The 25922-nt window shown below is 41.1% G+C and carries 29 protein-coding genes; 20 read left to right on the forward strand and 9 right to left on the reverse strand.

Going from position 1 to position 25922, the window contains the following annotated elements; all coding sequences use genetic code 11:
* The first annotated feature begins 152 nt into the window (after positions 1-152).
* The 3 genes from A379_RS07690 (at position 153) to A379_RS12735 (ending at position 2932) form a co-directional block, all read left to right on the forward strand.
* A complete protein-coding gene (locus tag A379_RS07690) occupies positions 153-1433 on the forward strand; it encodes a sensor histidine kinase KdpD (RefSeq protein ID WP_040727267.1) in 1281 nt (426 codons plus the stop codon).
* Positions 1430-1972: a response regulator transcription factor gene (locus A379_RS07695; protein WP_040727269.1), complete on the forward strand. Its 543-nt coding sequence runs from the start codon at positions 1430-1432 to the stop codon at positions 1970-1972. The genes A379_RS07690 and A379_RS07695 overlap by 4 nt, the downstream gene beginning before the upstream one ends.
* Before the next feature lie 96 nt (positions 1973-2068).
* The gene (locus tag A379_RS12735) at positions 2069-2932 is read left to right on the forward strand and encodes a copper chaperone PCu(A)C (RefSeq protein ID WP_051145091.1); all 864 of its coding nucleotides are present in this window, start codon (positions 2069-2071) and stop codon (positions 2930-2932) included.
* A gap of 69 nt (positions 2933-3001) precedes the next feature.
* On the opposite strand, the gene A379_RS07705 is transcribed toward A379_RS12735, so the two are convergent.
* Positions 3002-5191: a TonB-dependent siderophore receptor gene (locus A379_RS07705; RefSeq protein ID WP_040727270.1), complete on the reverse strand. Its 2190-nt coding sequence runs from the start codon at positions 5189-5191 to the stop codon at positions 3002-3004.
* A gap of 251 nt (positions 5192-5442) precedes the next feature.
* Positions 5443-5829, reverse strand: a complete 387-nt coding sequence (locus A379_RS07710) for a RidA family protein (RefSeq protein ID WP_040727271.1) — start codon at positions 5827-5829, stop codon at positions 5443-5445.
* A gap of 346 nt (positions 5830-6175) precedes the next feature.
* On the opposite strand from A379_RS07710, the gene A379_RS07715 reads away from it, so the two are divergent.
* The 17 genes from A379_RS07715 to A379_RS07795 all read left to right on the forward strand — a co-directional run bounded on the left by A379_RS07715 (position 6176) and on the right by A379_RS07795 (position 18254).
* Entirely contained in the window at positions 6176-7588 is a 1413-nt protein-coding gene (locus A379_RS07715) for a form I ribulose bisphosphate carboxylase large subunit (protein WP_040727274.1), read from the forward strand.
* Between the two features lie 61 nt (positions 7589-7649).
* A complete protein-coding gene (locus tag A379_RS07720) occupies positions 7650-7994 on the forward strand; it encodes a ribulose bisphosphate carboxylase small subunit (protein ID WP_040727275.1) in 345 nt (114 codons plus the stop codon).
* A 48-nt stretch (positions 7995-8042) separates the two neighbouring features.
* Positions 8043-10100 (forward strand): CsoS2 family carboxysome shell protein, encoded by a 2058-nt coding sequence (locus tag A379_RS12740; RefSeq protein ID WP_051145092.1) that lies wholly within the window; start codon positions 8043-8045, stop codon positions 10098-10100.
* Between the two features lie 21 nt (positions 10101-10121).
* Positions 10122-11639: a carboxysome shell carbonic anhydrase gene (locus A379_RS07730; RefSeq protein ID WP_106381692.1), complete on the forward strand. Its 1518-nt coding sequence runs from the start codon at positions 10122-10124 to the stop codon at positions 11637-11639.
* A 16-nt stretch (positions 11640-11655) separates the two neighbouring features.
* On the forward strand, positions 11656-11928 hold the full coding sequence (locus A379_RS07735) for a carboxysome peptide A (protein WP_040727278.1): 273 nt from the start codon (positions 11656-11658) through the stop codon (positions 11926-11928).
* Positions 11909-12163, forward strand: coding sequence for a carboxysome peptide B (locus A379_RS07740; RefSeq protein ID WP_040727280.1), 255 nt, complete (start codon positions 11909-11911; stop codon positions 12161-12163). Before A379_RS07735 ends, A379_RS07740 begins: the two co-directional genes overlap by 20 nt.
* Before the next feature lie 22 nt (positions 12164-12185).
* Positions 12186-12479, forward strand: coding sequence for a BMC domain-containing protein (locus A379_RS07745; protein ID WP_040727283.1), 294 nt, complete (start codon positions 12186-12188; stop codon positions 12477-12479).
* Positions 12480-12522: 43 nt separating this feature from the next.
* Complete coding sequence (locus A379_RS07750) at positions 12523-12816, forward strand: BMC domain-containing protein (RefSeq protein ID WP_040727285.1); 294 nt, start codon at positions 12523-12525, stop codon at positions 12814-12816.
* 42 nt (positions 12817-12858) lie between these two features.
* On the forward strand, positions 12859-13167 hold the full coding sequence (locus tag A379_RS07755) for a BMC domain-containing protein (protein ID WP_040727288.1): 309 nt from the start codon (positions 12859-12861) through the stop codon (positions 13165-13167).
* A 43-nt stretch (positions 13168-13210) separates the two neighbouring features.
* Positions 13211-13759 (forward strand): bacterioferritin, encoded by a 549-nt coding sequence (locus tag A379_RS07760; RefSeq protein ID WP_040727290.1) that lies wholly within the window; start codon positions 13211-13213, stop codon positions 13757-13759.
* Positions 13756-14031 (forward strand): 4a-hydroxytetrahydrobiopterin dehydratase, encoded by a 276-nt coding sequence (locus A379_RS07765; protein ID WP_040727292.1) that lies wholly within the window; start codon positions 13756-13758, stop codon positions 14029-14031. Before A379_RS07760 ends, A379_RS07765 begins: the two co-directional genes overlap by 4 nt.
* Positions 14028-14324, forward strand: a complete 297-nt coding sequence (locus A379_RS07770) for a hypothetical protein (protein WP_040727293.1) — start codon at positions 14028-14030, stop codon at positions 14322-14324. The genes A379_RS07765 and A379_RS07770 overlap by 4 nt, the downstream gene beginning before the upstream one ends.
* A 239-nt stretch (positions 14325-14563) precedes the next feature.
* Entirely contained in the window at positions 14564-15568 is a 1005-nt protein-coding gene (locus A379_RS07775) for a sodium-dependent bicarbonate transport family permease (protein ID WP_232744827.1), read from the forward strand.
* Between the two features lie 11 nt (positions 15569-15579).
* Positions 15580-15894 (forward strand): hypothetical protein, encoded by a 315-nt coding sequence (locus A379_RS07780; protein ID WP_040727294.1) that lies wholly within the window; start codon positions 15580-15582, stop codon positions 15892-15894.
* 11 nt (positions 15895-15905) lie between these two features.
* On the forward strand, positions 15906-16520 hold the full coding sequence (gene rdgB, locus A379_RS07785) for an RdgB/HAM1 family non-canonical purine NTP pyrophosphatase (RefSeq protein ID WP_040727296.1): 615 nt from the start codon (positions 15906-15908) through the stop codon (positions 16518-16520).
* Positions 16517-17137, forward strand: coding sequence for a BMC domain-containing protein (locus A379_RS07790; RefSeq protein WP_040727299.1), 621 nt, complete (start codon positions 16517-16519; stop codon positions 17135-17137). The genes rdgB and A379_RS07790 overlap by 4 nt, the downstream gene beginning before the upstream one ends.
* Before the next feature lie 154 nt (positions 17138-17291).
* The gene (locus A379_RS07795; RefSeq protein ID WP_040727300.1) at positions 17292-18254 is read left to right on the forward strand and encodes a LysR family transcriptional regulator; all 963 of its coding nucleotides are present in this window, start codon (positions 17292-17294) and stop codon (positions 18252-18254) included.
* Between the two features lie 20 nt (positions 18255-18274).
* On the opposite strand, the gene A379_RS07800 is transcribed toward A379_RS07795, so the two are convergent.
* The 7 genes from A379_RS07800 to gmk form a co-directional block, all read right to left on the reverse strand.
* Entirely contained in the window at positions 18275-20416 is a 2142-nt protein-coding gene (locus tag A379_RS07800) for a bifunctional (p)ppGpp synthetase/guanosine-3',5'-bis(diphosphate) 3'-pyrophosphohydrolase (RefSeq protein ID WP_040727302.1), read from the reverse strand.
* A 17-nt stretch (positions 20417-20433) separates the two neighbouring features.
* A complete protein-coding gene (gene rpoZ / locus A379_RS07805; RefSeq protein WP_040727304.1) occupies positions 20434-20658 on the reverse strand; it encodes a DNA-directed RNA polymerase subunit omega in 225 nt (74 codons plus the stop codon).
* A 116-nt stretch (positions 20659-20774) separates the two neighbouring features.
* Positions 20775-21995: a 3-deoxy-D-manno-octulosonic acid transferase gene (locus A379_RS07810; RefSeq protein WP_040727307.1), complete on the reverse strand. Its 1221-nt coding sequence runs from the start codon at positions 21993-21995 to the stop codon at positions 20775-20777.
* 35 nt (positions 21996-22030) lie between these two features.
* Complete coding sequence (gene kdsB / locus A379_RS07815; RefSeq protein ID WP_040727308.1) at positions 22031-22777, reverse strand: 3-deoxy-manno-octulosonate cytidylyltransferase; 747 nt, start codon at positions 22775-22777, stop codon at positions 22031-22033.
* A 154-nt stretch (positions 22778-22931) separates the two neighbouring features.
* A complete protein-coding gene (locus A379_RS07820) occupies positions 22932-24017 on the reverse strand; it encodes an iron-containing alcohol dehydrogenase family protein (protein WP_040727309.1) in 1086 nt (361 codons plus the stop codon).
* 32 nt (positions 24018-24049) lie between these two features.
* A complete protein-coding gene (locus A379_RS07825) occupies positions 24050-25237 on the reverse strand; it encodes a DegT/DnrJ/EryC1/StrS aminotransferase family protein (protein ID WP_040727311.1) in 1188 nt (395 codons plus the stop codon).
* A 49-nt stretch (positions 25238-25286) separates the two neighbouring features.
* Complete coding sequence (gene gmk / locus A379_RS07830) at positions 25287-25904, reverse strand: guanylate kinase (protein WP_040727312.1); 618 nt, start codon at positions 25902-25904, stop codon at positions 25287-25289.
* Positions 25905-25922: the final 18 nt, after the last annotated feature.

The following is a 25922-nucleotide window of genomic DNA, read 5'->3' on the forward strand; positions in this document are numbered from 1 at the left end:
CGCTTTTCAGCGATAAAGTGTGGGTGATGGCTGTTTTATCGTTTTTGGCCTGTTCAGAGTATGACGACATAGTTACGATGCCTTATGCTGAATAGCATCGTTTACACAGGCTTTTTACAATATGGTTTTTCTATGAGAATAAGACATTTCCAGTGAAACTTTTTCAGCGCACCGCTTTTACCCATAAGATACCAGAATTACGTTATTTTTTAGTGATGCTACTGAGCTTAATTGTGCTTTGGAGCGCAGTACTATCATGGTTTATTTGGAATTTAGAGATACATTTAGATTACCTAATGCTATTTGGCTGGTTAAGTTTGCTGATATTCACTCTCGTGTTTGTTTCTGTTTCTAAATGGTCATTCAAAAGCGCTTCATACTCCTCTCAATCAACATGGTTAGTATTGCTAAGTTGGACACTCGTTTTGAATGCTGGTCTGCTTTATGAAACGGGCGGAACGATTAACCCTTTAATACATTTATTATTACTGCCCCTTGTACTTGCTATGTGGGTACTTGCTTCTAGGCAATTCATTGCATTAGCGGTATTTACCGCGTTTTTATATTTTCTTTTAAGCCTATTTTATGTGCCGTTAATGTCAATGAAAGTGACCAGCTTACCCGCGTTTTTTGCTTGGTATTTGCATGGTTCTATGTGGGTGTTTATGCTCATTGTTTTTATGTTAGCGGTTTGGATTTTGCCTCTTAAAAGTAGCTTAGAAAAAAAGAAACAGACCATAAACCAGCAGTATCAACGTGCTTTACAAAACGAGTATATGTTGTCGGTAACCAGTATGGCATCCGCATCGGTTCACTATTTGAGTACGCCATTAAATAGTTTGGTGTTACTGCATGAGTTACTCGAGAATGAGGTCACCACACCTGATGGTAAAAACTATTTATCGTCGGCGAATGCTCAGTTGAATCGCTGTATTGAAGAACTACACAGTTTGCGTGCCAAAGCAGAAGAGGCAACGATGCCCAACAAAGCAGGCTTACAGTTAAAAGATTTGGTCAATCAACTCTATAAAGAGTTTGCCCTGCTGCACCCTAAAAGTGAATTAGATATTGAGTTTAAAGTACCCAATGGTGAAGTCGTTGGCGATGTGAGTTTAAAACTCGCCCTATTGAATTTGCTTGATAATGCTGCGCGTTATAGCCCAAACTGTGTGCGTTTTCGTATTGAAGAAAACACTAACCAATGGCTTTTTGTGATTGAGGATCAAGGGGGAGGGTTATCTACTCATGAGCTCTCTCAATTGGGCGAAGTGTTAGTTGAAGATTATCACGGCATTGGTATGGGGGTTTTGCTAAGCCGAATGATGATTGAACGTTTTGACGGTGAGCTTAAATTTGAGAATGCAATGATTGATGGGATTAAAGGATTGCGTGTTTATATTTCCCTTCCCAAAGTCATTGGGAGTGAGATATGAGCGATTCCGTTAATGTGTTACTTGTTGATGACGATGACGTTTTTTTAAGTCTTCTCAAGCGAACTTTAGAACGAGAAGGTTGGCGAGTTTTTTGTGCATTAAACAGTGAACAAGTTTTTGAAAAGACAAAAGAACACTCTTTTGATTACGCAATCTTAGATTTAAACCTTGATGGTCAAAGTGGATTAAATCTCATGCAATCGCTGTTAGCTGAACAACCTAAGTGTGAAGTGCTTATTTTAACAGGGTATGCCAGTGTGGCTACAGCCGTAGAAGCTATGCGGCTGGGTGCTAAAGACTATTTGTGTAAGCCAGCTACGGCACAGCAAATTATTAATATTTTTTCAGGTGAAAAGGTTGAAACTAAAGAGCCAGAAACTGAAGAGTTTCAGCCAATGTCGGTTAAGCGGTTGGAGTGGGAACATATTCAAAAAGTATTGTTAGAAAATGACGGCAATATCAGTTTAACGGCTGAAGCTTTAAATATGCACCGTAGAACCTTGCAACGTAAACTGCAAAAACGCCCCGTAGAGAAATAGAGTTTTTTGTTTTTTATAAGTAAATAAACTTATCTTTTGGTTTAAAATAAACTGAATTATTTAAGCGTAACACCTAAAAATTGAAAGGAGTGTTTTATGAAAAGACGTACATTTATGGGTTGGGCATTAATAGCAGGCTTGACTTTATCTGGACAAGTTTTTGCCGAATCTGTTGCAGAGAGTATTGAGGTTTCTGACCCATATGTTCGTATGGTGCCACCAACCGCACCAGCATCAGCGGCATTTATGGGACTAAAGAATACAAGTGACAAAAATCACGCTCTCGTTGCTGCCAAAGCTTATATTAATAAAACCACTGAATTACACACGCATATTCACGACAATGGCGTTATGCGTATGCGTCAAGTGCAAAAAATTGATCTGCCTGCAGGTCAATTAACCGAGCTGAAACCTGGCGGTTTTCACATTATGTTGATTGGTTTGAATGCCCCAGTTGAAAAGGATCAAACTATTAAAATTGATTTAACGTTTGATGACGGCTCAACGAAAACGATTGAAGCAAAGGGACGTCCTTTAATGCCAATGAAAGGTATGAAGATGGGCATGATGGGTAAACAATTAAGCAATGGACGCAACACCAACCCAATGCAATTGGTGATGCACGCTAACCCAGCATTTCCTAACTTAACGGGTATTGCGATTAAAAACGCTCAGGAGCTAGGATTGAGTGATGAGCAAGTGGCTAAATTAAAAGCGTGGACTCAAAAGAACGGTGATGAGATGAAACGTCTATTTCAAGCGGTTAATATGACGGAAAAAGAGCTAATTCAAGACACTTTAGCAGGCATGTCTAAAGCTGAATTGATGGCTAAATTTGAGAAAACCTTGGCGATGCGTATGCAGATTGCCGAAACCAAAATCGATTGTCGTGACAATATGAAAAAAGTCCTAACGGCCGAGCAATTTGATAAGTTAGCTTCTATCTATCCAATGATGTAATCCTCTATACTCAAGAGACAAAAAAAGCCCGATAAGGGCTTTTTTTGTTTGTTTACTTAGTTTTTCAAATTAGAACTTCAAATTAAAACCAGCATAGATGCTTCGACCTGCACCAGGAACTGACATTAAAGGTACGCCATTAATATTCATTGTGCCGCCTTCACCTGTGTAAGCACCACCAGTAGGTAAGTCATAAGCAACGTTAAACAGATTGTCTACACCAAAGTCTAAACGCAGATCTTTGATGGTATAGCTGGTTTTAAAATTAACCAGGGAGTAACCTGCGGTTTTAAGCTCTTTACGGTTTTCAGATACTTCCGTTTTATCGGTCACCATGACAACTTCAACCATATTGTTCCAACGATTAATCTTATGCTCTAAACCGATAGTGGCATTAAGAGGCATCATGTTATATAGGTTATCATCGGTATCTAAATTAACACCGCGAGTGTAATTGATTTTAGTTTTGAGGTTCCAAGAACCAAGCTTATTTTCTGCAAGTTTACGCTTTGAAGCCATATCTATACCATAAATTCGTGCAGATTCATTCACGTATTTATAGACACCAAAATCACCACCCATATAGTTTTTAATAAATTCGGCATCAATATAGTTATCAACATGAGAAATGTACGGCATAACTTGAATGTCCCAAGTTTTGTTATCTGCCGAATGCCAATTCATATTTGCACTTAAGGTATAGGCGGTTTCAGGTTTAAGGTTTAGGTTACCAACATAACCATGACCGTCGCCATAGAAATTATTCATAATCGCCGCCATTCCCCAAGTTGACCAAGTGTAGCGTTCATAAAGGTTAGGAGAGCGAACTTGACGAGCTAAACCGAAATCCATGTCGAAAGTATCGCTTGATTTATAGTTTGCCAAAGCCGTCAGATTTAAATTATCATCGGTAATAGAACGGTCTGAAGCATTAAAAGCCGCCGATTCAGTTCCTTCATTCGTTTGTCCCCACATGCCAAGAACTCTATCGCCATTGTAGCCCTGAACATCTCCAGCATTTGAGTTGACACGTTCATATCTTGCGCCTAAACGAGTTTTCCATTCTGGAGAGATGTCTTGTTTCAGTTCAGCGAATAGGGCGTAACGGTCACGGGTACCGTTATTGATATTCAAAAATGTGTTGGGTTTCATGCCCATTGAATCCATATTGGGTGACCAATAATCATCCAATGTGTATGTTTGTAATTCAGCGCCAATGTTAACTTCGCTTGATTCATTTAAAGGAATAAGAGCAGATGCTTTTAAGCCTTGAGTTGTACTCTCAGTATCCATAGGCATTTGTGCAGATCTTTTATAGTCCATGAATGCCATTTCATGATCAACATTTTCATTGTAGGCTTGAAGGGTAATGTCACCCCAAGACATTGCCTTTTCTAAAGATAGGTTAATTTTAGTGCTTTCGTTTTTGGTCATATCCATACGTTGATTTGGATATTGTTGATAAGGCGTGTCTTGTTTAATCACCGTTGCTTTGAAAAGACTGTCATCACCCTTGTAAGCCATACTTAGATTATGGTTTTTCGTTTCATAAGCGGTACCTGCCACTTCATCTAAATCACTTACGCTACCTTCTGTACCATCTGTAAAAATCGTGGTATTTGTACTTGCAGGAGTTCCTACTGTTTTAAAGTCTTCAGCGGCATCATAGTTGCCTGACTTAGCGTATGAGCCTTTATAAGTCAGATTAAGCTTATCGCTTGCTGTTGTGACTCTTACATCACCACCAAATGCTTCACCATTACTGCGGTAATAGCCTCCAATTTCACCTTCTGTAATTTGTTTACCCTTAGGGGCAAAGATTGGATCATTGGTTTTTACGGCAATGCCACCACCAATACTGTCGCCACCCATACTTACAGGGGTAATTCCAGGGTAAATTTCAATAGACTCTACTTGAGACGGTGAGACGTAAGATAAAGGTGTATTCATGTGATTAGGACATGAAGAGAGAAGTTGCATGCCGTCTACTTGAACATTCAAGCGGTCATCCGCTAATCCTCGAATAACAGGAAAACCAGAAATTGCTCCTGCTTGGTTAACTGAAACACTTGGAGATTGCTTTAAGATATTAACTACATCACTGGTAGAGCTCGTGTTTGTTTCTATTGCTTCTTTAGAGATTTGTTGCTGATTAATCTGTTCAGCCGAACCGATAACTTCAATTTGTGGAAGAGAATCCGCATAAACGGCTGGTGATAATATGCTCGCAATAATTGAGACTAAGAGTTTCTTTTTCATGATTAGGGTTTCTTGTTTTGATATTGATTTACAAAATTTAAAACCTTAATTGTTAGATATTTTTAGCAAAAAGAAAATGTGACAAATTGTCGCACAAATAATTTTAATGACCTTAGGTTTATTATGGTTTTGTCGAAATGGTTTTACGGGATAGAGTGATTATGAGTAAAAGGATATGTGATTGGGATAAAAAGAAGCAATTTCAGGTAATAAAAAACCCTCTATCAGAGGGTTTTAATCGATGTTGATTTTTAATAAGAAGATAAAGCCATCACGCCATCCATTTCTACATCGGTGTCTTTTGGCAGTTGTTTTACGGCAACTGCAGCACGAGCTGGGTATGGCTGTTGAAAGTACTCTGCCATAATCTCGTTAACGGTTGCAAAGTGACTCATGTCGGTTAAGAAAATATTGAGTTTTGCAATGTCTTGTAAAGAACCGCCAGCCGCTTCACAGACCGCACTTAGGTTTTTAAATACCTGATGAATGCGTTCTGAAATGTCGCCCTCTCTTAGTTCCATGGTTTCTGGAATTAAGGCAATTTGTCCTGATAGGTAAACCGTATTACCAATACGAACCGCTTGAGAGTAAGTTCCAATTGCTTGAGGAGCATTTTCTGTAGCTATAACTTCGCGCATGAATTTTCCTTTAATGTATGAGGTTTAATCTTAAAAAGCATTGTAACCAAAATTCAAATTATGCGTTCAATTTTGATTTTTTAAGAATGTAAATCATTTTTTTATTAAAAAAATACATTTTTTCTTTTTATTTTTTATAAAAATTTAAGAAATTCTATAGGTTTTCTTTTTTAAATAAAGTTCTATTATATCAATAGTTTATTGGTATTTTTTCAAGCTAATAAGTTTCTATGTATTGAGAATCCTCAATAAATTTCATCGGTTCTTTCAATTAGTCAATATATCAGCCCCTCTATAACATTGAGCTCGAATCTAATTCAACTCCAAACCTTAGAGGAGAAATTTTATGTCTACACAAACTTTTGATGCAGGTGTTCAGGATTACCAATTAACTTATTGGACTCCTGACTATACACCATTGGATACAGATTTATTAGCGTGTTTCAAAGTAACACCACAAGAAGGTGTTCCACGTGAAGAAGCAGCTGCTGCGGTAGCGGCAGAAAGTTCAACAGGAACCTGGACGACAGTATGGACAGATCTTCTGTCTGATATGGAGTACTACAAAGGGCGTTGTTACCGAATTGAAGATGTTCCTGGTGACAGTAAAGCATTTTATGCGTTCATTGCATACCCATTAGATCTTTTTGAAGAAGGATCAGTGGTTAACGTATTGACCTCGTTAGTGGGTAACGTTTTCGGATTTAAAGCGGTTCGTGCTTTACGTTTAGAAGATATTCGTTTCCCAGTCGCCTTTGTTAAAACATGTAAAGGGCCACCAGCAGGTATTCAAGTTGAGCGTGACAAGTTAAACAAATATGGTCGTCCAATGTTGGGTTGTACCATCAAACCAAAACTTGGTTTATCGGCAAAAAACTACGGTCGTGCAGTTTATGAATGTCTTCGTGGTGGTCTAGATTTGACTAAAGATGATGAAAACATTAACTCACAACCTTTCCAACGCTGGCAGAACCGCTTTGAGTTTGTTGCCGAAGCGGTGGATAAAGCAACTGAAGAGACAGGGGAGCGTAAGGGTCACTATTTAAACGTGACTGCTGGAACGGTTGAAGACATGATGAGACGTGCCGAGTTTGCTAAAGAGCTCGGTCAGCCAATTATCATGCATGACTTCTTAACAGCTGGTTTTACAGCAAACACAACACTAGCAAACTGGTGTCGTGAAAACGGTATGTTATTGCACATTCACCGTGCAATGCACGCGGTAATAGACCGTAGCCCAACACATGGTATTCATTTCCGTGTATTAGCTAAGTGTCTACGTTTGTCAGGTGGTGACCACCTTCATACAGGTACGGTTGTTGGTAAGTTGGAAGGGGATCGTGCTGCGACTCTAGGTTTTGTTGATTTACTTCGTGAAGACTTCATTCCAGAAGATCGTTCTCGCGGTATCTTCTTTGACCAAGATTGGGCTTCGATGCCAGGTGTCTTCGCCGTAGCATCAGGTGGTATCCACGTATGGCACATGCCAGCATTGGTTAACATCTTTGGTGATGACTCAGTTCTTCAGTTTGGTGGTGGTACGCAAGGTCATCCAGGCGGTAACGCAGCGGGTGCCGCAGCAAACCGTGTGGCTTTAGAAGCTTGTGTTAAAGCACGTAACGAAGGCCGTGATTTAGAGAGAGAAGGTGGTGACATTCTTCGTGATGCAGCACGTCACAGTAAAGAATTAGCTGTAGCACTAGAGACTTGGAAAGAGATCAAGTTTGAATATGACACCGTAGATAAGTTAGATGGTTAGATGCGGGTTAATTCTAGCTTGAACCATGAAAGCACTTTATTCCAATTGAAGGAGATTACAAATGAGTAACTTACAGACTGATGATTATCGTACTAAGTATACGCTTGAGACCTTTTCATTTCTTCCGGACATGAATGCAGATGAAATTTATGACCAAATTGTATACATCATCAACCAAGGTTGGACGCCAGCTCTAGAGCATGAAGAGCCAGCAAAAGCAGCTCGACATTACTGGGGTATGTGGAAACTACCATTCTTTGGAATGCGTGATCCAAACTTAGTTTTAGCAGAGATTGAGGCTTGTCGCCAGGCCTATCCTGATCACCTGATTCGTGTAATTGGTTATGACAATTACACTCAGTGTCAGGGACACAACTTTGTGGTATATCGCCCAAGAGGCATGTAAATCAAAGTTGTAACAAACCTAAGCAATGAATAAAGGGAGGCCTTTAGCATGAGTGCAATGACAAACAACACGACAAGTGGACGCTCGCAAGCTATGGCACATCGTAAATCAAGAGTTTCTGGTGGTAATAAATCACCAGCGATTCCAACCAGAACTAAGCGTGCTCCAAGTACGCCAGTGGAAGCAATTGCAGAGCCTGCAAAAGCACCGCTGCAGACGGTTGGTGAGCCTTTAAGCCGAAGACCTGTTCGTCCTTCTCAGCCAGTAACGGTTGCAGAAGGAAGAGAGGCCGCTAAGCAAAAAAGGAAGCAAATGATGCGCGGACAAGCGACGAGCTCTCAGCCTCAATCACAAGCTAAGGCAAGGGAGAAGAAAAAACCTGAGCCAATTATTGAACCTCGCGAACGTACTGAGTCAAAAGCGAGCCGAGCAGATGCTTCTGGACGCAGAAACCCTGTTAAATCAACGCAAGTTGCAGATAACAGTGGTCGAAAAATGTCTAAGGCAAGACGTAAGGCTTTGACCAAAGGTAAGTCTGGTGAAGCAGCTTACAAGAGTAAAGCTGGTCAAGCAGGTTCTTTAGCTAAGCTAAGTAACCCTGACGCTTCAACTCGAGATATTGCACGTTCAGTGAGAGCAGAACGTTGTACTAAAGGTAAATCTGGTTGTAGCAGCTCTACTGAAAGCTCAGTTAAGCGTCAGAGTCGTAAACCACGCTCTAACAACGCACCTGAAAAAGTGGGTATTTCTGAAACTTTAAGTGGTCAAGAAGTATCGGGTACTCAGCTAGGCCAAGGTCAATTGACTGGAGCTGAAACTGGGGCATGTCAATTGGTAAGTGGAACGGAATATTTAGGAACGGAAGAGTTTAAAGCACATTGCTCTGAAAGCCCTAAAGCATCACCATCCAAAGTAACCATGACGCAAACCACACGTGGTCAAACGATTAGCGGTAACAGAATGGGTCAAGACCAAGCTGTTACTGGCAATCGTCAAGGTCAATGTTCTGGTATCACTGGTACTGAATATTTACCTGCTGATCAAAGTGCGCTGTTTTGTTCAGAGCAATCGGGACAGACAAGTACAACAAAAACAGGGTTTAGCATTAACCCAGGCCCTTCAATTAAGGGGGCAAAAAAGCCTTTAGAAGCAGCGATTGAAAGTGTTTCTAAAGTGAGCGGTGGTAATGAATATCCTGCAATGTCAGGTTCTATTCAGCCAAGCTCAGGCAATACTGCAAAAGCGCCTCAAAAAGTAGTGATGTCGAATACCTTTGCAGGAAATACGACAACAGGTACTCAAGTAGGGCGTACACAAGAAGTAACTGGTGATGAACGTGGTTATTGCAAGTCGGTAACGGGTACAGGTTATCAGGGTAAAGAAGAAGTGGAAACAATTTGTCAGACTTCAGCTCCTGAAACCACACCTCAAAAGGTGAATGTATCGGGTACCTTTGCAGGACAAACCATTACAGGTGACCGCAGTGGTGGCAATAGCAATATTACAGGTGGAGAAGCAGGTCGTTGTAAAGCGGTAAGTGGAACACCGTACATGGGAAAAGAGTCGTTTGCTAACAGTTGTTCAACAGATGAACAAGCTGCAGCTCAAAAAAAAACCGCTCCTATTGACCGCCAATTTGGTCATGCCTTAACAGGTGTGCAGCCTGGCCCACAAGGTTTAACGGGGGCACAAAAAGGCGCGTGTGAATTGGTATCAGGCACGCATTATCAAGGTGCTGATCAAATGAGCACAATGTGTCAAACGGCAAATGCCGCTAACCCTGGAGAATCGGATTTTCCGGTAATGATGGGGCAAGCTGCTGCTGTAGATATGTCACAACCTTTACCAACTGCTGAGCCAGTTGCACCAGCAAGCAGAATCACTGGAGATGGTTGGGATAGAGGTTCTAAAGTAACGGGTACCGATGGACCTTTTGCAACGCAGCGTAATCCTTCAATTAGAGGGGGTGCAATGCAAACTCCAATGGGTGCAGCGAACTTTAGACCTGAAACCATGCAACCTGTTCCGCAGAGCCCAATAACAGGGTCTTCGGGTAACACTGGTGAAGGAGCCAAGGTGACTTTGACTGGCGGAGCCAGAGCATAGTCTAAGTAATAGGTGAATAAGATGTTAAACGCAAAAACCCGCGAAAAATCATTGTTCTGGCGTACTTATCCACTGCCAGCAAATGTTGTGAAGCAGATACAAGGAGAAGCTTCAGAAGGTTTGAATAAAGCATCTAATGATGGAAAACCAGGTGTTCACGCTTTGGTAAATGCATCACAAAATGCCCAATTACGTGATTATGAAGTACGTATTAAAGCTGGGTTTGATGAGATTAAATCGGTTGTACAACATTTAATTGTGCAGCAGAAACGTAACGATTTTGAGCAATGGGCTCAGCAGACAATTAAACAAAAACTGGGTATTACCCTAAGCCAAAAACAAGTTGAAGAGAGTCTTAGCCAGAAGTTCGATAGCAATGTTTTATATGGCCAATGTGTTTTTAACCAGTTTATGTCAATGTCTAAGGAGTTTTTTGAACAAGATCCGTTACACGGTCAAAACAAATTACAGGCAGAGCGTCTTTTTAAAGATGCGGGTTTTCACGCCGTCGGTGTTGCACCATGTGCCGATGGACGTTTAGCACACATTATTAGTTATGTATTACGGTTGCCTTATTCGGTAACCAGAAGAAAAGCACATGCTGGAGCTCTGTTTGATGTGAGTGAAAGCGTACGTAACTGGGTCTTTATTGAACATAGCCGTTTTCGTGATGGCATACCAAATTCAAGTGAAGAGCCAACAAAATATTTAAAAATTGCAGTGTATCACTACTCAAAATCAGATCCACACCACCAAGGTTGTGCGGCTCATGGTAGTGATGATGCCAAAGCGGCAGAGGCAGCTTTAACGAAATTGAAAGATTTCCGCCAAGCAATCGAAAATCGTTTTGGATGCGGGTCAACCGTACAAACACTGCTTATTGGAATGAATACGGATGACGATAGTCTGAAGATACACGTTCCAAACCAACAAGGGAAAGTGTGTTTAAAACGTTTTGTAGAAACGGATGCACTTTTCCAACAAACAACCAATATGAATTCTGAGCAAGCCAGAATCAAGATTGAACAAGCGGTAGAGCAATGTAACCCAGAGTTAGGCTCAACCGCACCAGTTGAATCGATGAATAAACTGATTGCTTGGTTCATTGAGAATAATTTTTCTCAGATTGCGTATGTACAAGAGTATGAAAACGGATGTTATTCAGACATTGGACACGCAGAAAGATTTATCGGCATTGGTAACGGATTTGAAGAAGTACAGCTTCGTAACCTAACTTACTACAGCTATTTGGATACGGTTGAGGAAGGATTAAATGATGTCAATGTCGGGATTAAGATTTTTACCGGTCTTAATCTTAAAAATGGCTGGCCAATTCCCATCATTATCCGCTGTGATTATGACGGAAGAGTACCAGGTTCTAAAGACAGAGCTGAAGACAAAGCCAGACGAATTGAACAAGCGTTACACGATCGTTACACCGATTTATCGGCAAATGGTCAACTACAAACCCTTTGTACTTTAAGGGATAACACCGGAAATCAACCAGCTGAGAAGTTACCAGGCCTGGTGATTCTGTAACAACAAGGAGGATTGGATGAAGATATTTCAAGTTGAAAAAACCCTGGTCTCCACCAACCGAATCGCCAGTATGGAACATAAGCCCTTATTGGTGGTAGCCGAAAAGGCAGGTGGAACTCCACAAGTTGCAGTCGATCCAGTTGGCTGTAAGCCAGGGGATTGGGTGTTATGTGTAGGGAGTTCGGCGGCACGTGATGCCAGTGGGATTAAGGGATATCCAAGTGATTTAACCATAGTTGGAATCATTGACCGATGGGAGGTGAATAACGATGGAGATTCATCAAGTTAAACAACGATTGATTATGACCAGTCGACTTGATGGTTTAGGACACCTTCCAGTAAAGGTTTTACAAAGTGTATCTGGATCGACCTTAGTCGCTTTAGATCCGATTGGTGTAAAAAATGGAGATTGGGTTTTTACCATCGCCAACTCTGCAGCGAGAACCGCCGCAGGCGACGACAAAATTTTAACCGACTTAACGGTAGCCGGCATTATTGATAACTGGCAACCGCACACAAATTAGTAAATGAAGTAACAGGAGAAATATCATGAGCGAATATGGAATTGCTTTAGGAATGATTGAAACCCGTGGTTTAGTACCAGCGATTGAAGCGGCAGATGCGATGACCAAAGCGGCAGAAGTACGCTTAGTCAGTCGTGAATTTGTAGGCGGTGGTTACGTAACCGTTATGGTACGTGGTGAAACGGGTGCGGTAAACGCAGCAGTAAGAGCGGGAGCTGACGCCTGTGAACGAGTTGGCGACGGATTGGTTGCTGCGCACATCATTGCACGTCCACACAAAGAAGTGGAACCTGTATTAACCATTGAAAAAGCGTAAAAGTTTTTAAAGATAAATTAGTAAGAACGTTAGGAGAAGAGCCATGAGTACAGAATATGGAATTGCTTTAGGAATGATTGAAACCCGCGGTTTAGTACCAGCGATTGAAGCGGCAGATGCGATGACCAAAGCGGCAGAAGTGCGTTTAGTCAGTCGTGAATTTGTAGGTGGTGGTTACGTAACCGTTATGGTACGTGGTGAAACGGGTGCGGTCAACGCAGCAGTAAGAGCGGGAGCCGATGCTTGTGAACGAGTCGGTGACGGACTGGTTGCTGCGCACATCATTGCACGCCCTCACAACGAAGTTGAATCAGTCGTTACGATTGAAAAGAAGTAATTGAGAAATTGATAAATTAGTAAGAACGTTAGGAGAAGAGCCATGAGTACAGAATATGGAATTGCTTTAGGAATGATTGAAACCCGCGGTTTAGTACCAGCGATTGAAGCGGCAGATGCGATGACCAAAGCGGCAGAAGTGCGTTTAGTCAGTCGTGAATTTGTAGGTGGTGGTTACGTAACCGTTATGGTACGTGGTGAAACGGGTGCGGTAAACGCAGCAGTAAGAGCGGGAGCTGACGCCTGTGAACGAGTTGGCGACGGATTGGTTGCTGCGCACATCATTGCACGTCCACACAAAGAAGTGGAACCTGTTCTAGACATGGCTAGCAGCGGAGCGAGAATCGGTTAAACCCAATGGGGGCTAAGGCCCTCGGTTACGAGAGGAGTAAGTTATGCGTTATCAACCACGAATGCAAGGTAGTGTTATGCCTGGAATCGGAAGTTACCCTCAATTTGAGACACCTCAAAATACAGGGGCTAACTCAAGAGTGCTCGGTTACTTAGGGCGAGCTTTAAGCTTAGAGTTCTCAGCAGGTCAGCACTATTTAGCACAAGCTTCTTTAGCTAAATTTCGTAATGAAATGACTTATGCTCAAGGTTTTGTCACTTTGGCAAATGAGGAGTTTCAACATGCTAACTTATTAACCGATCGCATGGTCGCTCAAGGGGCTTTGCCAGCGGGCAGTGTATTGAGTCCAGCTACGCCTGCTAATTCAATTGCAGAAGCTTTAAGAAGCTGTGAAGCGCGTGAGTTAGCTTTGATTCAGCTTTATGGAGAAGCCACGCAGTATTGTGCAAATATCGGTGCTATGGAAGATCATTCATTATTTAGTCGCCTTCTTGAAGAGGAGCAAGCTCAGTTAATGAGAATTAATGGTTGGTTAGCCGAGTTTTATCACTCTATGAATGTAAATCAATATTCAGATAGGAGTTTTGTATGAACGAACGTTGGAAAGCTAAATTAAAACCTGCTTCATTAGAAACACGGTTTGAATTTAAAGATTTTTCAGTTTTGAGATCTTTTTTGGACGAACTAGCAGAACAGGCGGATTTACTAGATCACCACCCAAATATCAGTTTTGGTAGAGGCCATGTTTCGGTGATGATTTACTCAAAATCTGATGAGTTACAGACTATTGATTTTACTTTAGCCAAAGGGATTGATGAAGGTTATCACAGGGTAACCAATCAGTCTGAAGGAGCATGGGCATGACAGTTGAAGAAGAAAAAACAGAAAGCTGGGTTTTAGGTAGCTCGGTGATGAAAGATGAGTCATCTACAGAACCTAAAGCGGCTGAAAACAAAGCGGTTGATGATAAACCTGAGGTGAAACCTGCTACGGCAAAAAAAACAGTTCAGCGTAAACCTGCTGCAAGAAAACCCGCAGCACAAAAAACGGCAACACCAAAAACGAAGAAGAGTGCAGCGGTAAATAAAAATACCGAGCAAGCGCACATTGCCGATCAGATTAAGGTGTTTTCATCAAGAAGGGTTTGGCCTGACTAAAAGCAATTTTTAAACGTTCTTAGCCATTGAGGGTACCTAAAACGTGCCCTCTTTTTTTATCTAAAAATAGAGAACCATTCTCTATAAATTGTTTATAGAAAGCGGTGTATCTGTCAGAGAACTAACCTATTCACTGTTCTCTATAGCAGGGAGTTGAATTATCAATTTCTCATATATAGGACTTTTCCATACTATGGAAACTATTAGAAATATTGCATCTGCAATAAAGGAGAAAGGACATGTTGGGATTGGATAGCTTATTAATTCCTGCGGTACTGTTTTTCGCTTTAGGCGTAATCGCAACACTTATAAAATCAGATCTAAAGTTTCCTGAGGGGATGTCTAAAGGGATCTCATTTTATTTATTGATGGCAATCGGTTTGAAGGGAGGAGCAGAGCTTGCACATGCAAACTTAGGTGTTGCGGTACAAGCCATTTTTTGGGCAATTGTGATGGGTTTTTTAATACCTCTTATCGGGTATGTCTTACTGAGATATAAAGACCGAATTGATCCTTTTAATGCAGCGGCTATTACCGCGCATTATGGTTCGGTAAGTGCGGCAACTTTTTTAACTGCAGTGGCTTTTTTGGAAGCCTCTCAAATTGCACACGAAAGCTACCCTATTATTATGATGGTGATGATGGAGTCTCCAGCGATTATTGTTGGCTTGGTTCTCGCTGCGATGGCAAGAAAAAGATTAGCTTCGACTTCAGGTGATGGTTCTCAGCTGCTTGATACACCAAAGATGGAATGGTCTCCAGTACTTAAAGAGGCTTTTACAAACGGCAGTGTTATTTTGTTGTTGGGCGCAATGGTTGTTGGAGCAGTCGCTTCACCTGAGGCGATGGAAAAAGTCACACCATTTTCTACAGAAATTTTTATGGGTGTGTTGTGCTTATTCCTATTAGACATGGGGATGGAAGCGGCAAAACGTCTAAAAGCGTTTAAAAATGTTGGAACAACCTTAGTTTTTTTTGGCGTGATTATGCCGTTAATAGGCGGAACTATTGGTGTTTTTGTAGGGATTACCTTACTAAACTTGACTACTGGTGGTGCTTTATTGGTGGCTATATTGGGCGCAAGTGCCTCTTATATTGCGGTACCTCCTGCGATGCGTTATGGCGTGCCAGAAGCGAATCCATCTTACTATTTAACCTTAGCCTTAGGAGTTACGTTTCCATTTAATGTCGTGGTGGGTATTCCATTATTTTATCAACTTGCTATGTGGTATTCAGCGGTATAAAGGAGTTAAAAATGACTGTAACAACATGTAATGAAAAAGTCGTTCAGATAATTGCTAATACAGCCCTCGAAAAAAAATTGAAAAGAACGCTGACATCAATTGGCGTCAATGGTTATACCATATTTGATGTACGAGGTGATGGCGATACAGGCTTTCAAGGAGGGCATATTGATGGTGATACGAATGTACTAATTATGGTGGTTGTACCTATTCATATTGCTGAAGAATTAATGTGGCAATTAAATAATGATTATCTCAAAAGAGGGCATCATCTTATGGTGTTTTCTTATGCGGCAGATGTTTTAACGCCAAGTAAATTTGGATAAAAATTATTATCATGACTACGATTGTTTTAGCCACAGCTAACCCAGATAAGGTTGAAGAACTGAGCACTCCTCTGCGTCTGAATGGTTTTAATATAAAGCTACAAACTGACTTTTTTACTGAACAGGTAGTAGAAGATGGTTTGAGCTTTATTGAGAATGCCTTGAAAAAAGCGAGGTTTGCCAGTGCTAAAACAGGGTTGCCAGCCATTGCAGATGACTCAGGATTACAGGTGGATGCTCTAAATGGCAGGCCTGGTATCTTTTCGGCTCGTTTTGCTGAAACTCTCGGGCTTGGCGAAAGCTCTGAGGAGGAGAATACTCGCCAGCTCGTCAAGGCGCTTGAAGGTTTACCCTTACGAAATCGTAAAGCTAATTACATCTGTGTTGTTGTGTATGTGGCACATGAAAACGATGAAACGCCTTTGATTGGTATTGGAGCATGGCATGGTGATATTCTTACAGAACCCAGAACTCAATATGGTATTGGCTACGACCCAGTCATGTGGATTCCAAGTGAGTTAAAAGCGGCTTCTGAAGTGCCATTAGAGAGAAAATTAAAAATTAGTCACCGCGCTCAAGCAATGGAGTCGGTGATTAAGCAAATCAAACAGCGGGAGGCTAAATGATAGAGTTAAGAACCTATATATTTTTAGATTCATTACAGCCTCAATTAGCCTCATATATTGGTACGGCTTCTATGGGGTTTTTGCCAGTGCCTGGTGATTCCTGTTTATGGGTGGAAGTGGCTCCAGGTATGGCGGTTCACAAGATTACCGATATCGCTTTGAAAGCGAGCAATGTCCGTTTGGCTCAACAGGTTGTTGAACGTGCTTATGGTTCGATGTTGTTTAACCACCGTGACCAAAGTGATGTCTTGGAGTCTGGACAGCATATCCTGAATTATCTACAAACGAATGAGTTTGAGCGTGACAAATGTCATGTGAAATGGTCAGAAATTATAAGAGGTATTACCCCTGACCACGCTGTGTTAATTAACCGAGATAACCGAAGAGGGTCGATGATTCTGCCAGGACAAAGTATGTTTATTATGGAAACGGATCCTGCTGGCTATGTTGTCTATGCTGCTAATGAAGCTGAAAAAGCAGCTAATGTCACTTTGGTAGAGGCTCGCGCAGTGGGGGCTTACGGGCGTTTAATTATGTGTGGCAAAGAGGCGGATGTCATTGAGGCAGAAAGGGCGGCTAAGGCAGCGCTTGAAAGAATGCCTTGTCTAGTTAAATAGTGTAAACAATTCTGAATCGTACGGTAAGTAAAGGTAAATGGTTGTATAAAAATCGTATAGGTTAAATGTTTTTTTAATGTATAGTTGTACATTGTTGTTTATTAAATATGAGTAATTGTTTGATTAATATCAGAATTACTTTTAGGGGAATGGAATGGGCGAATCCAGTCAAAATCAATCTAACTTCTTAATCCGCCATGCATCGTTAAGACAAATTCAGGTTTTTGAATCTGTCGCGCGTAATCTGAGTTTTACGCGTGCTGCCGAAGAGCTACATTTAACGCAGCCAACGGTTTCCTCGCAAGTGAAGAGTTTGGTTGAAGCGATAGAAATGCCTTTATATGAGCAAGTAGGCAGAAATATTTATCTTACTGAAGTCGGTGAGCATGTTGCTTGTAGTTGCAGAGAAGTTATTGATCGATTATCAAATTTAGAAATTTTATTGGACGACTTTAGAGGTTTGACACGTGGCCGACTAAGAGTAGCTGTGGTTTCTACGGCCAAATATTTTGCGCCACTTGCATTGGGTAATTTTATCAAACAGCACCCTGATATCGATTTAAGTCTTAAAGTTTCTAACCGAGATAGTATTGTAAACCGCATTAATCGCAATATGGATGATCTATATATTTTGGGGCAAATTCCGCCCAGTCATTTGGATTTAGAAATTATTCCTTTTGCGCGAAATCCGCTTGTTGTAATTGCTAATAGCAACCATGAGTTAGTTGGTAAAAAAGTCTCTCTAAAAAAACTAACTAAATACCCTTTTATTATGCGTGAAGAAGGTTCTGGAATACGTTCAGCTGTGGAGACAGTGTTTGCTAAGCAGGGGCTAGAAATAGAAGAGAGAATGACTCTAGAAACGAATGAAGCGATTAAGCACTGTGTTGCTGCAGATTTAGGTGTGGCAGTGGTTTCTGGTCACTCATTGTATTTGGGCGATGAATTTAGTCCGATAGCAAAACTAGATGTAGAAGGGTTTCCTATTGAAAAACAGTGGCATATTGTTTACCCAAAAGGCAAAGAACTCTCATTGATTGCTAAAGCCTTTTTAGAGTTCTTACAGGATAAAGGGGTTAAATATATAAATATTCATGGGCAGTACAATAACGTTTAAAGACGTTACATGTTATAGAATTACAGTCGTTGGATTTTTTCAACAATAGGCAGGCGTTTTAATCTTCGCATAACTTGGGCTAAGTGCACGCGGTCACGCACATTAATAACAAAGTGCATTAAGCTGTATGATTCATCTTTATCTTCAGAGCGCACACGCTCAATATCGGTATTGGTTTTAGCAATTTCATTAGCTATGGTAGCCAGCGTTCCACGCTGATTTTTGGCTTCAATTTGCACTTCTGCTAAGAATGTCGCAGTTGACTCTTGATCCCATTGAACATCGAGGCATTTATCTGGTTGGTTGCGAATGTTTTTGATGTTATGGCACGCTTCTCTATGAATTACCAAGCCTTTCTCGGTACTGACAAAACCGATAATTTCATCTCCAGGAATAGGGTGACAGCAGTTTGCAAAATGCACCACCATGCCTTCCGTGCCCGAGATAGGTAGCGCGGCATCAGGGTTGGCGTTTTTAGGGCCTATTTCATCGTCCGAACCTAAAACGATATCGTGAATTTGTTTAGCCACCAATGGTGCCATACGATTTCCAGAACCGAGTTCTGCAAGTAACTGTTCCCAATCCTTGAGTTTTAACTCTTCAATCAAATGGTTGCGGATTTCATCCGTTAACCCCTCATACGCCATATTGAAGTGTCGTAAGGATTTCATCAGCATTCTTTGACCAAGGGTAATGGCTTCACCTGCTTGCTGATTTTTCATAAAGTGACGAATTTGCGAACGCGCCTTGGCTGTCTTAACAAAGTTTAACCAAGCGGGATTAGGTTCGGCTTCGCTGCCTTTGATAATATGAATGGTCTTGCCGCTTTCAAGAGGTGTTCTCAATGGAACAAGCTTTTTATCGATACGACAACCTAAAGTACTGTGACCAATATTTGTATGAACGGCATAGGCGAAATCTACGGGTGTAGAGCCTGTTGGTAAAGTGATAATGTCACCTTTAGGTGTAAACACATAGATAACATCTGGGAACAAATCAATTTTTACGTTTTCTAAGAAATCGAGAGAGTTTCCAGCACTCTGTTGGATTTCGAGTAAGTTTTTAACCCATTCTTGAGCACGTAAGTCTACATGCGATACTGAATTTTCTTGTTCCGTTTGATCTTGTTTATATTGCCAATGCGCCGCAATACCGTGTTCTGATACTTCATGCATGGTTTCAGTACGAATTTGTACTTCTAAGTGCACACCATAAGGGCCAAATAAGGCAGTATGAAGCGATTGATAGCCATTGGATTTTGGTATGGCAATATAGTCTTTAAACTTGCCTGGCAACGGCTTATAGAGCGAGTGAACTGTGCCTAAAGTGCGGTAACAGTCATCGGCAGTATCGACAATAATGCGGAACGCAAAAATATCTAAAATATCATTAAAATTCTGGCGCTTGTTTTTCATCTTTTTGTAGAGTGAATAAAGATGTTTTTCTCGACCAACGACTTCGCTTTGAATATTTTCTTGATTGAGTCGATTTTGAATGGTTTCAGTAATTTGCTCAATCACTTCTTTGCGGTTGCCGCGTGCCTTTTTAACGGCATTTTCTAAAACGGCAAAACGCATAGGATGCATTGCTTTGAAACCTAAATCTTCCAGTTCGATTCGGATGGCATTAATGCCTAAACGACCAGCTATAGGCGCAAAAATATCTAAGGTTTCATGGGCAATACGACGCTGTTTGTCAGGGCGCATAACACCCAAAGTACGCATATTATGAAGTCTGTCCGCAAGTTTAATCAAAATAACGCGAATATCACGCGCCATCGCTAAGATCATTTTACGAAAGTTTTCAGCCTGGGCTTCTTGTGGGTTATCAAACTCAAGTTTACCGAGTTTGGTGACACCATCTACGATTTCAGCTACGTTTTCACCAAAGCGTTCAGTAATATCGTTTTTGGTGTAGGGAGTGTCTTCAACGACATCGTGCAAAATGGCCGCGATGAGGCTCTCTTTGTCGAGTTGAATGTCTGCCAGAATTTCGGCTACGGCAACAGGGTGCCAGATGTAGTCACCACCCGATTTACGAGTTTGACCTTGGTGTGCAAGCGCTCCAAATTCATAGGCCGACTGAATGAGTTCGACCTGTTCTGGTGTTAAATAGGCTGAAGCCTTTTCAATAAGACCATCTAGAGAAGTTGGAGTTGGCATAGAGGGGGCGGAACCTCTTAGCTAAAAAATGGAGGAGTATCTGGATCAGCCATAACCACTTCACCATCAATCGTGTTTTCTGCAAGTTCACGTAGGGCCATTACCGTTGGTTTGTCTTTATCCCAATCTAAAGTTGCTTCAGCACCGTTAGCTAATTGACGAGCACGTTTTGCACTTAAAATAACTAATTCAAAACGGTTTTCTACTTGAGTTAAACAATCTTCTACTGTGACGCGAGCCATAATTTATTTCCTATCCAATAAAATTCAAAGGTAAGGAGTTATTTTAACCTAAACAACACTTACTTAGCTATGTAAATCTATAATAATTGTAGGCTTTTAGTAAAGAATATTAAAACTTAGGTGATATTGAGAGCGGCCAAATATTTTTGTAAGGTGTTTTTTTGTTTTTGTAACGCCTGGTAAGCGTTTTCACCTAATTGTTTGGCTTGCTCTGGGTTGGAGAGTAGTTGTATTAGAGCTTGCTGTAATTGACTGTAATCTTGGTTTTGAATAATACCATTGCTGGCTTTTAATAGAGTCATTTCGTCTTCAAAATCAGAGCTGTCTGGCCCTGTGATAATGGCTTTTTTAAATGCAGCAGGTTCTAAAATATTATGCCCGCCTTTGGCAACATAACTGCCACCCATAATGACGACTTCTGCGTGTGCATATAAAGGTAGCAAACGGCCAATGCGGTCATCTAAATAGACTCGAGTTTGTTCATCAATCATTTCTTGCTTGGTAGCCACTTTTAATTTTGTGCCTAGGAATTCAAGTTGTTTTTGAATTTTGGCAGTGCGTTTTGGGTGGCGAGGTACAATCACCAAAAGTTCAGGTCTATTCATATTTAACCAAAGATTAACGATGTTTAACTCTTCATCATTATGGGTTGAAGCAGCTAATACAAATGGACTTTCAATTGGTCTAGGCTGGTTATGAACTTCTGGTTGAGCAGCGTATTTTAAGTTGCCTAATACCTGGATTTTGTCGGGGGTTGCACCAAGTTTTTTAAACATTTTGGCATCAAGTTCAGAGCGAGCAATGATTTTGTTTACACGCCTTAAACTATTTCGGTATGCGGTTTGCAGCCATTGTGGGGAAGTAAACGTTTTTTGGGTTAAACGACCATTTAAGATCGCGATTTCAATGCCGTTCTTATTCGCGACTCGAAAGAGGTTTGGCCAAATTTCAGTTTCTATCACCCATAACTTACTTGGTTTATAGGTTTTAACAAAACGTTTTAAGGCAAAAGGCCAATCAAAAGGTAAATAGCGATGAAACACTTGTTCTGAAAATAGGTCAGAGACTAACTGTTGGCTGGTTTTTGTATTAGTGGTGAGTAAAATACGGTGGTTTGCCATTAGTTGGCGAATTAATGGTTCGGCCGCTTTAACTTCACCTACTGAGGCACAGTGAATCCAAATGGGATTTTGTAAGGTAGCAGGGCTTTGAGTGTAGTGTAGGCCGAGTTTTTGGGTTATAAATGTCCATCCAGCTTTGTGTTTAAACGCTTCTATAGCAACAATAAGCCATATTAGAGGACTAAGTAGGCGAATGAGTATTTGATAAATAACCATTAATCACTCTCTTGAAACTTACCAGGCCTGGTAAGTTAATGTCCCGCTTGAAGCAGCGCTTCCATAATTGCAATATCGCCAGGCAAATCGACTTCTGGTGAGTCATAGTCACTCTGAACCACTTTAATTTTATGACCGTATTCTAAAGCACGTAACTGTTCCAGTTTTTCAATGTCTTCGAGTTTGCCCATAGGCAAAGCATTAAAGGTATCTACAAAACGTTTGGTATAAGCGTAAACGCCTAAATGTTTAAAACTGTCGTGATCCCAGTAATCACGACCATGTGGAATGGTGGCACGTGAAAAGTACAAAGCAAAACCATTTACGTCCGTGACTAACTTAACGTCTTTAGGGTTAGTGATTTCAGCCTCATTAATGATTTTGAAAGACAATGTGCTCATTTCAAAGCTTTTATCGTAATCTTCAGCTAAGAACGGTGCAATAACGTCTTCAATCGATTGGTGGTGAACTAATGGTTGGTCACCTTGTACATTGACAATTAAATCGTCATCTTTCAATCCAAGGGCGTTAGCTGCTGCTGCAATACGGTCAGTGCCTGAAGCGGCTTCAATAGGTGTCATCACGACTTTACCACCAAATGCTTCTACCACCTCTTTAATACGATTATCGTCAGTGGCAATATAAACGCCTGCTAAACCTTTTGCTTTAGAAATACGCTCATACACATGCTGAATCATCGGTTTGCCATCAATCAGTTTTAACGGTTTACCAGGTAAACGGGAAGAACCGTAACGAGCAGGAATAAAAACATAAGTGTTCATAATAGAAGGCTTTTTAGGTAGGTTAAAATTTTGAAGTTTAATGGATTTTGGACGTCAATTTTTGAGATTTGGCTAGGCGTTGATGAGGGAGTTGAGTATTACTCAATGACCGATTCAACAACAACGCCAAAACCAAAAAGTGGCGAACCAAAATTTACATCTTAGAATATAGGCTTCTTAATAGCTCTGGGGTCACTTTCTCTTTCCAACTTGGGCCATAGACATTTTCCCAAAGTGGCGCTAAGCCAGAGGCGGTACGAATCATTTTTTCCATATCTTCTTCAGAAAGGTCTTTGGTGATGCCTTTAGGTAAAGTAATGTTGTGTTTTGCCATCATCTCGCGGAACACTTTTACGCCTTCTGGATAGAAATCGTCCAACACATCAAACGCAATACAGTTACCAATACCGTGGTGATACCCCATGACATACGAAAGGCCATAAGATAAGGCGTGACATGCGCCTACCTGACTGTAAGCAATACTTTGTCCGCCCATATAAGAGGCCATCATCAGTTTTTCATCTGAATCTGGGTGGTCTTGTAAAAAGACTTGATTACATAAATCTAATGACTTTTCACCAAAGGCGCGGGCAAATTCATTAATGTAAGTGCCATTAAGCGCTTCGATATTGTGAATGTAGCAGTCCATACCTGTATAAAACCACTGGTCTCTTGGAACGCCTTGAATTAGATCAGGATCCATAATGATTTGGTCATAAACCGTGTGGTCAGAGTTCATGCCGAGTTTTTTATCAGGGCCTGTTAAAACCGTAGTGCGAGAAGCTTCAGCACCTGTACCCGAAATAGTAGGAATCCCTACGTGATGTACCGCTGGGTTTTTGATTAAATCCCAACCTTGGTAAGAGGCTGAACCACCTTCGTTGGTTAGCATTAAAGCCACCGCTTTACCTAAGTCTAAAGAGGAGCCACCACCTAAACCAACAACACTAACAGGGTTACGACCATCAATATTTGCTTTAGAGTACTCTTGTACTTCAACCGTTAAGGCATCCACATAAGTGGTTTTAGGTTCATCGGTGACATCTAACCAAATAATCATGTCTTTACCCGTTGCTGGAATACGCTCAGCTAAAGGTTTGTCTTTGTGGATTTCATCAACCAGGAAGACCACAAAATCGTCCATATTTGTACGTTCATCGGCAAGTACATCATCTAGTTGGTCGAATGATCCTCGACCAAAAATCATCTTAGGTACGGTTTTAAAATTACGAAATTTCATAATATGGCTTTCCTAGTAGCTTTTTAGCTGACTTATTTCTTAAATACGTTTTTGAATGCGTCAATTCTGAACTGAATATCCTCTTCTGTCCAGGATAATTGAATCAGCATCGAGATGGTACGGCTCATGATATCGTCCGATTTTGGCGTTTTAACTTGTGTGTAATCGGGACGGTCGGCAATTAAATCAATGGGTAGCTTGGCCGAGCTTTTCATTTCATGGATGTGTTTCCAGTTTTTTAAGTAGTGCCAGTTATTCGCATACCAATAAAAAACCGCTGGGACTTTTTGATCGCTAAGGGCAGCCACAACTTCTTTTGTACGTTCTTCCGTTGGCATCATAATGCTTAAAAAACCTGCGTTATCACCTGATTCATCGGTAATAACACGAAAGTCTACTTCTGGATATTGTTTAAGCGCGTCTTTTAGGGCTTTTTTATTACGACGTTGAATCTCTAAAATACGGTCTAGCTTCTTCCATTGAGCAACACCAACCGCCGCGTTCATTTCCGAAATACGGAAGTTGCTACCCATAATAGGGTGTCTTTCTGCACCACGATCCATGCCGATATGGTCGTGACCGTGGTCAGAGAACATATGGGCGTTATTATAGATGGTTTCATCATTAGTCAGTACCGCACCACCTTCTCCACAAGAGATGGTTTTAACGGAATCAAACGAGAAGGTGCCTACTTGACCAATGGTGCCAAGGGCTTGACCTTTATAGGTTGCGCCCGTTGCTTGGCAAGCGTCTTCTAAAAGCACTAGATTGTGTTTGTCGCAAACCGCTTTAATCGCGTCCATATGTCCACCGTAACCACACATGTGTACAAAGTTTACCGCTTTGGTTTTTGGGGTAATGACGGCTTCAATGCCTTCTGCAGAAAGGGTTAAAGTTTCATCAATTTCTGCAAATACAGGAATCGCTCCAGCTAACACAATCGCTTCAACACTGGCTACAAACGTAAACGGGGGTACGATCACTTCATCGCCAGCGCCAATGCCTGCCGCCATTAAGGCGGTAGTTAGAGCGGTTGTTCCGCTGGAGACCAAATGCGCATGTTTAACGTTAATCGTTTCACAAATCATGCTTTCGAGTTCACGCGCTTTCCATACTTCATTACGCATACCGTCAAAGTTGTAACGAAAGGTAAATCCTTTGTCCATGACTTCATTGATTTGTTGTTTTTCGGATTCATCAAAAATCTCAAAACCTGGCATTGGTTGCTCCTACGGTGGGGTGAAACGATTAAATGGTTATTTTTTAGGGTTATTCTTCTTCGACCAGTGAGGCAATCAAGTTTTTGTGACTCAAGATTTGATGCTCTTTGGTTAAGCGGTTTGCTTGAAAAATACTGTGTAATTCTTTAAGTGCAATATCAAAATTGTTATTAATCACAATATAGTCAAACTCATGGTAATGCGACATCTCACTGGTGGCATCTTGCATTCGGCGTTGAATGATCTCTTTGCTGTCCGTTCCGCGACCAGTTAAGCGTTTAAATAATTCATCGCGTGACGGAGGCAAAATAAAAATAGAGTGCGCATCAGGCATAATTTTTCTGACTTGCTCAGCACCTTGCCAATCAATTTCTAAGATGACGTCTTTTCCTGAAGCGAGTTGAGATTCAACACTGCTTTTTGAGGTGCCGTAATAGTTGTCAAACACCTTAGCGTGCTCTAAAAAATCACCTTGAACAATTTTTTCATCAAACTCTGTAACCGTTAAGAAATGGTAGTTAACACCGTTTTCTTCACCTGGGCGCATGTCGCGAGTAGTGCTGGAAACCGATACAACAATACTACTGTCTTCTTGAATGAGTTTGCTTACTAGAGATGTCTTGCCAGCTCCAGAGGGGGCAGAGACAATATACAGTGAACCGCTCATAAGAGTTTCTCCAGTTTA

It is taken from the genome of Thiomicrorhabdus sp. Kp2, assembly GCF_000478585.1.
In the GTDB taxonomy this organism is placed as follows: domain Bacteria; phylum Pseudomonadota; class Gammaproteobacteria; order Thiomicrospirales; family Thiomicrospiraceae; genus Thiomicrorhabdus.

What these genes read in the sequence shown, in the direction of transcription:
- A379_RS07695 (WP_040727269.1), top strand. Translation starts at nt 1,430, where the DNA reads ATGAGCGATTCCGTTAATGTGTTACTTGTTGATGACGATGACGTTTTT.
- A379_RS12735 (WP_051145091.1), top strand. Translation starts at nt 2,069, where the DNA reads ATGAAAAGACGTACATTTATGGGTTGGGCATTAATAGCAGGCTTGACT.
- A379_RS07705 (WP_040727270.1), bottom strand. Translation starts at nt 5,191, where the DNA reads ATGAAAAAGAAACTCTTAGTCTCAATTATTGCGAGCATATTATCACCA.
- A379_RS07710 (WP_040727271.1), bottom strand. Translation starts at nt 5,829, where the DNA reads ATGCGCGAAGTTATAGCTACAGAAAATGCTCCTCAAGCAATTGGAACT.
- A379_RS07715 (WP_040727274.1), top strand. Translation starts at nt 6,176, where the DNA reads ATGTCTACACAAACTTTTGATGCAGGTGTTCAGGATTACCAATTAACT.
- A379_RS07720 (WP_040727275.1), top strand. Translation starts at nt 7,650, where the DNA reads ATGAGTAACTTACAGACTGATGATTATCGTACTAAGTATACGCTTGAG.
- A379_RS12740 (WP_051145092.1), top strand. Translation starts at nt 8,043, where the DNA reads ATGAGTGCAATGACAAACAACACGACAAGTGGACGCTCGCAAGCTATG.
- A379_RS07730 (WP_106381692.1), top strand. Translation starts at nt 10,122, where the DNA reads ATGTTAAACGCAAAAACCCGCGAAAAATCATTGTTCTGGCGTACTTAT.
- A379_RS07735 (WP_040727278.1), top strand. Translation starts at nt 11,656, where the DNA reads ATGAAGATATTTCAAGTTGAAAAAACCCTGGTCTCCACCAACCGAATC.
- A379_RS07740 (WP_040727280.1), top strand. Translation starts at nt 11,909, where the DNA reads ATGGAGATTCATCAAGTTAAACAACGATTGATTATGACCAGTCGACTT.
- A379_RS07750 (WP_040727285.1), top strand. Translation starts at nt 12,523, where the DNA reads ATGAGTACAGAATATGGAATTGCTTTAGGAATGATTGAAACCCGCGGT.
- A379_RS07755 (WP_040727288.1), top strand. Translation starts at nt 12,859, where the DNA reads ATGAGTACAGAATATGGAATTGCTTTAGGAATGATTGAAACCCGCGGT.
- A379_RS07760 (WP_040727290.1), top strand. Translation starts at nt 13,211, where the DNA reads ATGCGTTATCAACCACGAATGCAAGGTAGTGTTATGCCTGGAATCGGA.
- A379_RS07765 (WP_040727292.1), top strand. Translation starts at nt 13,756, where the DNA reads ATGAACGAACGTTGGAAAGCTAAATTAAAACCTGCTTCATTAGAAACA.
- A379_RS07770 (WP_040727293.1), top strand. Translation starts at nt 14,028, where the DNA reads ATGACAGTTGAAGAAGAAAAAACAGAAAGCTGGGTTTTAGGTAGCTCG.
- A379_RS07775 (WP_232744827.1), top strand. Translation starts at nt 14,564, where the DNA reads ATGTTGGGATTGGATAGCTTATTAATTCCTGCGGTACTGTTTTTCGCT.
- A379_RS07780 (WP_040727294.1), top strand. Translation starts at nt 15,580, where the DNA reads ATGACTGTAACAACATGTAATGAAAAAGTCGTTCAGATAATTGCTAAT.
- rdgB (WP_040727296.1), top strand. Translation starts at nt 15,906, where the DNA reads ATGACTACGATTGTTTTAGCCACAGCTAACCCAGATAAGGTTGAAGAA.
- A379_RS07790 (WP_040727299.1), top strand. Translation starts at nt 16,517, where the DNA reads ATGATAGAGTTAAGAACCTATATATTTTTAGATTCATTACAGCCTCAA.
- A379_RS07795 (WP_040727300.1), top strand. Translation starts at nt 17,292, where the DNA reads ATGGGCGAATCCAGTCAAAATCAATCTAACTTCTTAATCCGCCATGCA.
- A379_RS07800 (WP_040727302.1), bottom strand. Translation starts at nt 20,416, where the DNA reads ATGCCAACTCCAACTTCTCTAGATGGTCTTATTGAAAAGGCTTCAGCC.
- rpoZ (WP_040727304.1), bottom strand. Translation starts at nt 20,658, where the DNA reads ATGGCTCGCGTCACAGTAGAAGATTGTTTAACTCAAGTAGAAAACCGT.
- A379_RS07810 (WP_040727307.1), bottom strand. Translation starts at nt 21,995, where the DNA reads ATGGTTATTTATCAAATACTCATTCGCCTACTTAGTCCTCTAATATGG.
- kdsB (WP_040727308.1), bottom strand. Translation starts at nt 22,777, where the DNA reads ATGAACACTTATGTTTTTATTCCTGCTCGTTACGGTTCTTCCCGTTTA.
- A379_RS07820 (WP_040727309.1), bottom strand. Translation starts at nt 24,017, where the DNA reads ATGAAATTTCGTAATTTTAAAACCGTACCTAAGATGATTTTTGGTCGA.
- A379_RS07825 (WP_040727311.1), bottom strand. Translation starts at nt 25,237, where the DNA reads ATGCCAGGTTTTGAGATTTTTGATGAATCCGAAAAACAACAAATCAAT.
- gmk (WP_040727312.1), bottom strand. Translation starts at nt 25,904, where the DNA reads ATGAGCGGTTCACTGTATATTGTCTCTGCCCCCTCTGGAGCTGGCAAG.